Genomic DNA, 6550 nt, shown 5'->3' with positions numbered 1-6550 from the left:
GAAAGAAGACAATCCCCGCCGGATCACAGTGTTTGAATAATACGGGTTGCTCAAAACGAAACACGGTTCAGACCCCGATGTAATTGGCAGTGATTTCTTCAGTCAGATCTTCAAGCGGGCCATTCCAAACCGTTTTGCCCCGCTCAAGAATCGACGCCCGATCGCAAACGCCTTTCAACTCTTTCAGCGACTTGTCGATCACCAGGATGGAAAGGCCCGTTTCGGCCTTCAGACGCCGGATAACCGTCCAGATTTCCTGACGAATGATCGGTGCCAGCCCTTCCGTTGCTTCGTCCAGGATCAATAGTTTCGGGTTTGTCATCAAAGCTCGACCGATCGCCAACATCTGCTGTTCACCACCGGAAAGAGACGATGCCTGCTGTCCGCGCCGTTCCCCCAGTCTCGGGAAAAGGTCAATCACCCTTTGAAACGTCCAGTCACCACTCCGGGCTGCTGCAATCAGATTCTCATGAACAGTCAGCGATCCGAAACATCGCCGGCCTTCGGGGACCAGCCCCAGACCCAGACGAGCGGCACGGTGACTGGGAAGACGTATCAGATCATGCCCGTCGAATGTGATCCGGCCTTCTGCCGGAAGCATCCGGCAGATGCATTTGACCGTAGTGCTCTTTCCCATGCCGTTGCGGCCAAGCAACGCCAACACCTCCCCCTCACGGATTTCCAGATCCACACCGAAGAGAGCCTGACTGGCGCCATAGGACGCGGCAACGTTTTCGAGTGTCAAAAGGCTCATGCGTCCTCCCCGAGATAGGCTTCCTGTACGGCTGCATCGGAGCGGATTTCATCCACGGTTCCGGTGGCAATCACTTCGCCATAGACAAGCACGCTGATCCGGTCTGCCAGGGCAAAAACCGCATCCATGTCATGTTCCACCAGCAAGATGGGAGCCTCCTGACGCAACACATCCAGAAAGCCGGTCAGCCGTTTCGATCCCTCCGCTCCCATTCCGGCCATCGGCTCGTCCATGACCAGAGCCTTGGGACGCAATGTGAGCGCAACCGCGACTTCCAGCTGACGGCGCTGACCGTGGCTGAGTTCGGCCGTGCGCATGCGCGCCTGGCCTTCCAGTCCGACACGAAGCAACGCTTCTTCGGCCGTTGCACGCAAGTCCTTATCGTTGAGCGCATCCTTCCAGAACCGCCAGGGCCTGCCACTTGCGCCAAGCGCACCCAGCAAGGCATTCTGAAGAACCGTGTCTTCCATCGCCAGAGAAGAGATTTGAAACGTCCGCCCCAATCCCACACGAGCCCGGGCGCGGGCTGTCTCGTGAGTAACATCACGGCCAAGCAGCTGCACGCTGCCCGTATCCGGTTTCAGCGTGCCGCAGATCTGGCCAATCAGAGTTGATTTTCCAGCGCCATTCGGTCCGATCACCGCATGGATTTCACCCGGGAAAAGATCAATCGAGATATCCCGGCTGGCTCGCAGTGCTCCAAAACTTTTGCTGATGCCTTGTGTCTTGAGAACAGGGTCAGTCATGCACGGCCTCCCGTCCCGAAACCATTCCGATCAAACCGCCGCGACCGAACAAAACGATGACCAGCAGCAGGAGGCCAAGATAGATATGCCAGTAGTCGCTGAGCCCGCCGAGCCAATGTTCGAGAGCAACGAAGGCGAGAGCTCCTACAACCGGGCCAAAGAGGCGCCCGACCCCACCCAGGATGATGAAGATCATGATCTCACCGCTCGTCTGCCAGCTGAACATGGTGGGACTGACAAAACGGTTGAGGTCCGCAAACAGCGCGCCAGCCAGTCCGGTGATGACACCGGAAATGACAAACGCCACCAGCTTGACGCGCTTTGGGTCAAGACCGACAGTCTCCACCCGCATCGGTGCCTGACGGGCCGCGTTGAGAGCTAGTCCGAACGGAGATTTCGAGAGCTTCCAGGCGAACAAAAGAACCAGACAGAGCAAGACGAAACACAACCCGTAAAACTGGATTGGAGCAAGCGTATTCAATCCGGGGAAGCCGTTGCGGATATAGATCGACAATCCGTCCTCACCACCATATTCGGCCCACGAAATGGCGAAGAAGAAGAACATCTGACCGAAGGCCAGTGTGATCATGATGAAATAGACACCGGTCGTACGCAGCGACAGCGCCCCGATCACCAGCGCGGCCAGCGCTGAACAGGCTATCGCGACCAGCCAGATCAGCGGCATCGACTTGGTGCCGTCAATCAGAAACGGCCATTCGGCCAGAGGAGTGTAAGTCTGTGCATGGTGAGCAAGAATGCCCATGGCATATCCGCCGATACCAAAGAACACCGCATGCCCAAGACTGACCAGGCCACCGATACCGAGTGCAATGTTCAATCCGATGGCAGCAATGGCAAAGATTGCGGCGCGTGTCATCAGGGTAATGGTGAAAGGTTCGTCCATGAAAACCGCCCAGAGAGGGATGGCCACCAGGAGCAGAAGCGTCAGGGCGTTGACGTAAGTTTCCCTTATCATGCGCGCGCTCCGAACAGACCGGCCGGGCGCAGGATCAGTACTGCAGCCATTAGGATGTAGATCGCCATGGAGGCAAGCGAAGATCCGATTGAGGTCGCCGTCGAGGGATCAAAAAACAGTTTCAGGGCCTCCGGCAGAAAGATGCCGCCAAGCGTGTCTGTTAGACCGACAAGAATGGCACCGATGAGCGCCCCCTTGATGGAGCCGATACCGCCAATCACGATGACAACGAAGGCAAGGATGAGCACCGGCTCGCCCATGCCGACCTGAACCGACTGGATCGCACCGACCAGTGCACCCGATAGTCCGGCCAATGCGGCGCCGAGTGCGAACACGATTGTGTAAAGCATGGCAATATCGACACCGAGTGCACCGATCATTTCCCGGTCGTTCTCTCCTGCCCGGATCTGAACGCCCAAGCGCGTTTTTGAAATCAGGAGATAGAGCCCCAGCGCAACGAGAAGACCGATGACGATCAGGGTCAGTCTATAGAGCGGATATTCAATACCGCCCGGCAAGGTTACCGGCCCGGACAGGAATTCCGGGACGTTCAGGAAGAGCGGAAAAGATCCGAAGATCCAGCGCGTTCCTTCCGAAAAAATCAGGATCAGCGCAAAGGTTGCCAGCACCTGATCCAGATGATCCTTGTCGTAAAGACGCCGGATGACGACCAGTTCGACAAGAGCCCCCGCAAGCGCAGCCCCTGCAAGGGCTGCGATCAGACCAAGTATGAACGACCCGCTCGCGGCAGCAACAGCAGCCGCGCAGAACGCACCGATCATGTAGAGCGAGCCGTGGGCAAGATTGATCAGCCCCATAACTCCGAATATCAGCGTCAGGCCGGCCGCCATCAAAAACAGCATGATGCCGAATTGCAGGCCGTTCAGAACCTGCTCTATGAGCAATATCAGTGACATGGATTTCCCGCGTCTCGGACCGGCGCGACAAACCGCGCCGGTCGTCGGTCAAGACTTACATGTTGCATTCAGACCAATAGGCGTCGGCGTGGCTGGTCAGCGCCGTCCCGATGATCTTGTTGGTGAAAACGTCGCCTTCCTTCACCACTTCACGGACATAGATGTCCTGGATCGGGTGATGGTTCGGTCCGAACGTGAAGCTGCCACGGGTCGAAGAAAAATCTGCAGCTTTCAGCGCTTCGCGAAATGCGTCGGCATCCTTGACATCTGCCTTCGCCATTGCGGAAAGCAGCAGGTTTGCCGTGTCGAAACCCTGAGAGGCATAAAGCGACGGCAATCGGCCATATTCGGCCTGGAACGCGTCTACAAACGCTTTGTTGGTGGGATTATCAATGTCCTTGTTCCACTGGCTGGTATTGATAACCCCGAGGGCGGCATCACCAACGGCCTGAAGAATTCCCTGATCGAACGAAAATGCAGGTCCGACAACCGGAAGGTCGACGCCGGAATCCTCGTACTGCTTCAGGAAGGAAATCCCCATACCGCCCGGCAGGAAGAAGAACACGCTGTCCGCGCCGGATGCCCGGATCTGCGCGATCTCGGCTGCGTAGTCGGTCTGCCCCAGTTTGGTGTAGATCTCACCGGCCAGATCACCTTCGTAGAACCTCTTGTACCCGGTCAGGGCGTCCTTACCCGCCGGATAGTTCGGCGCAAGAATAAAGCTGTTCTTGTGACCGGCGAAATTCGCATAGGCACCCGCGGCTTCGTGCAGGTTGTCGTTTTGCCAGGCGACATTGAAGTAGTTCGGATGACAGCCTTTGCCTGCCAGAACAGACGGCCCGGCATTCGGCGAAAGATAGAATTTGCCCTGCGCTGTAGCAGCCGGAACAACTGCCATCGCCAGGTTCGACCAGATGATCCCGGTGAGTACATCCACTTTTTCGGACTGAATCATCTTGTCGGCAAGCTGCACGGCAATGTCCGGCTTGCGCTGATCGTCTTCAATTACGACTTCCAGGTCCTCGTTGCCGGATTGCTTGACGGCGAGCATGAAACCATCCCGCACATCGATGCCAAGCCCCGCCCCGCCACCCGAAAGGGTCGTGATCATGCCGACTTTTACCGGTTCGGCCTTTGCTCCTGAAAGACCGATCGTCAAGGCGGCCACTGCCGCCATCGTCACCAACTTCATTGCTTGCTCCTATTGATCTTAAACGCCTGCTGTTCCCGTCCGTATATTGATTCAGCTCGTGACTTGCCTATTAACAGCAAGACAAAAGCATAGGGCAATCAATTGTTTATTATTCTCCTGCGTGCCCCGGGCGCAGGAGTGAAAGCGTGCTTGTCACGCGTCCGGTCTGAGCCGAAACCTCTGGATTTTGCCCGTTTCCGTTTTCGGCAAAGCGTCGGTGAAGACAATCGACCGCGGATATTTGAACGGAGCGATCGTCGCTTTCACATGATCCTGCAAAACCTTGCACAACTCATCCGATGCCTCGATGTCTTCGCTCAAAACAACATGCGCCTGGACGATGGCCCCTCTTTCAGTGTCCGGCACACCGATGACGGCACATTCCAGTACAGCGGGATGCGCGAGTAGTGCAGCTTCCACTTCAGGACCGGCAATGTTGTAACCGGAGGAAATGATCATATCGTCATTGCGGGCGGCAAAATGCAGATGCCCATCCGCACTCATGGAAAAGCTGTCGCCGGTAATGTTCCAGCCATCAATGACATAGTCCCGTTGACGCTCGTCAGCGAGATAACGACATCCGGTTGGCCCGCGAACGGCCAGTCTGCCGACCTCTCCTTCAGCGACCGGTTTACCGTCCACACCTAGAACCTTGACCTCGTAGCCACTGACCGGCTTGCCGGTGCATGCCGGTTTATGATCCCCGAACCTGTTTGAAACGAAGATATGCAGCATTTCGGTCGCACCGATCCCATCCAGCATCGGTTTGCCTGTTTTCTGCATCCAGGCGTCGTAGACCGGTGCCGGCAACGTTTCACCGGCCGAAACCGCCGCCCTCAAAGACGAGAGATCCGCACCTTCCTCCATCGCACGCAGCATCACCCGGTATGCGGTCGGCGCGGTGAAACAGACGGTCGCCTTATATTTCTGGATGATCTCGATCATGTTCGGAGGCGAGGCCTTTTCCAAAAGCGTCGCCGCTGCTCCGAAACGAAGCGGGAAAATTGCCAGGCCACCAAGACCGAATGTAAAGGCAAGCGGCGGCGACCCCACGAAAACATCGTCAGGCGTAACCCCAAGCACTTCCTTCGCATAGCCGTCCGCGACAATCAGCAGGTCACGGTGGAAGTGCATAGTCGCCTTGGGTGTTCCGGTCGATCCGGAGGTGAACCCCAGCAGCGCAACATCGTCCCGTCCGGTCGGAACCGCGTCGTACAGAACCGGTTTTTCAAGCGCCAGCCGATCAAGTTCCGCATCGTGATTGGACGTACCGTCGAAACCGACCACTTTTTTCAGGAACGGCGAAGATTTGGCGCAAGTCACCATTTCGGTCATAAGGCGCGTGTCGCACAGGGCAAATTCGATTTCCGCCTTGTCGACAATCTTTGAAAGCTCACCGGCGCGCAACATCGGCATTGTATTGACGACGACGGCCCCGGCCTTGGTCGCAGCCAGCCAGCAGGCGACCATCGCCGGGTTGTTGGCCGAACGGATCAGCACCCGATTGCCGGGTTTCACACCAAGATCCTCGGAAAGGACATGTGCAAGCCGGTTGGTCCAGTCGGACAATTCCTTGTAGGTTCGCCGCCTGCCGTTTCCGATCAGGGCTGTATGATCGCCAAAACCGCGTTCAACCATCGTGTCGGTCAACTCGACAGCGGCATTGAGGCGGTCGGGATAGTCGAAATTCTCCAGCAGGAACTCGGGCCACTGGTCTTCCGGCGGTAGATTGTCCCGCGTGAAAGTGTCGATATGTGCGGAGGGACCAAGCATGGATCAGTCTCCCTGAAAAGCGCCGAGCGTCTGGCGCGCAATGATGATCTTCTGGACGTCCGACGCACCCTCATAGATGCGCAGCGCCCGGATCTCGCGATAGAGCCTTTCAACCGGCATGCCGGAGCGAACGCCGTCACCTCCGAACAACTGAACCGCCTTGTCGATGACCTGCTGTGCCCGATCGGTCGC

The 6550-nt window shown here is 57.1% G+C and carries 7 protein-coding genes; all 7 read right to left on the bottom strand.

Annotation, left to right across the window (positions count from 1 at the left end):
- Positions 1–67: 67 nt before the first annotated feature.
- Complete coding sequence (locus K5905_RS24300) at positions 68–754, bottom strand: ABC transporter ATP-binding protein (protein ID WP_297588845.1); 687 nt, start codon at positions 752–754, stop codon at positions 68–70.
- Positions 751–1500 carry an ABC transporter ATP-binding protein gene (locus K5905_RS24295; RefSeq protein ID WP_297588844.1) on the bottom strand — a complete coding sequence of 250 codons (750 nt, stop codon included), beginning with the start codon at positions 1498–1500 and terminating at the stop codon, positions 751–753. Before K5905_RS24295 ends, K5905_RS24300 begins: the two co-directional genes overlap by 4 nt.
- Positions 1493–2476, bottom strand: coding sequence for a branched-chain amino acid ABC transporter permease (locus tag K5905_RS24290; protein ID WP_297588842.1), 984 nt, complete (start codon positions 2474–2476; stop codon positions 1493–1495). The genes K5905_RS24295 and K5905_RS24290 overlap by 8 nt, the downstream gene beginning before the upstream one ends.
- A complete protein-coding gene (locus K5905_RS24285; protein ID WP_297588840.1) occupies positions 2473–3393 on the bottom strand; it encodes a branched-chain amino acid ABC transporter permease in 921 nt (306 codons plus the stop codon). The genes K5905_RS24290 and K5905_RS24285 overlap by 4 nt, the downstream gene beginning before the upstream one ends.
- 55 nt (positions 3394–3448) lie before the next feature.
- The gene (locus tag K5905_RS24280; RefSeq protein WP_297588838.1) at positions 3449–4585 is read right to left on the bottom strand and encodes an ABC transporter substrate-binding protein; all 1137 of its coding nucleotides are present in this window, start codon (positions 4583–4585) and stop codon (positions 3449–3451) included.
- Between the two features lie 153 nt (positions 4586–4738).
- Positions 4739–6358 (bottom strand): AMP-binding protein, encoded by a 1620-nt coding sequence (locus K5905_RS24275; protein WP_297588836.1) that lies wholly within the window; start codon positions 6356–6358, stop codon positions 4739–4741.
- 3 nt (positions 6359–6361) lie between these two features.
- A partial coding sequence (locus tag K5905_RS24270; protein ID WP_297588834.1) for an acyl-CoA dehydrogenase family protein occupies positions 6362–6550 on the bottom strand: 189 nt, incomplete at its 5' end.

This window comes from Roseibium sp. (assembly GCF_025698965.1).
Taxonomy (GTDB): domain Bacteria; phylum Pseudomonadota; class Alphaproteobacteria; order Rhizobiales; family Stappiaceae; genus Roseibium.
Note: the sequence above shows the minus strand (reverse complement) of the source record. Positions and strands in the feature narration are given on the sequence as shown.

Bases quoted from the DNA above. Each gene is read 5' to 3' on its own strand.
- K5905_RS24300 (WP_297588845.1), bottom strand. From the start codon at position 754: ATGAGCCTTTTGACACTCGAAAACGTTGCCGCGTCCTATGGCGCCAGT.
- K5905_RS24295 (WP_297588844.1), bottom strand. From the start codon at position 1,500: ATGACTGACCCTGTTCTCAAGACACAAGGCATCAGCAAAAGTTTTGGA.
- K5905_RS24290 (WP_297588842.1), bottom strand. From the start codon at position 2,476: ATGATAAGGGAAACTTACGTCAACGCCCTGACGCTTCTGCTCCTGGTG.
- K5905_RS24285 (WP_297588840.1), bottom strand. From the start codon at position 3,393: ATGTCACTGATATTGCTCATAGAGCAGGTTCTGAACGGCCTGCAATTC.
- K5905_RS24280 (WP_297588838.1), bottom strand. From the start codon at position 4,585: ATGAAGTTGGTGACGATGGCGGCAGTGGCCGCCTTGACGATCGGTCTT.
- K5905_RS24275 (WP_297588836.1), bottom strand. From the start codon at position 6,358: ATGCTTGGTCCCTCCGCACATATCGACACTTTCACGCGGGACAATCTA.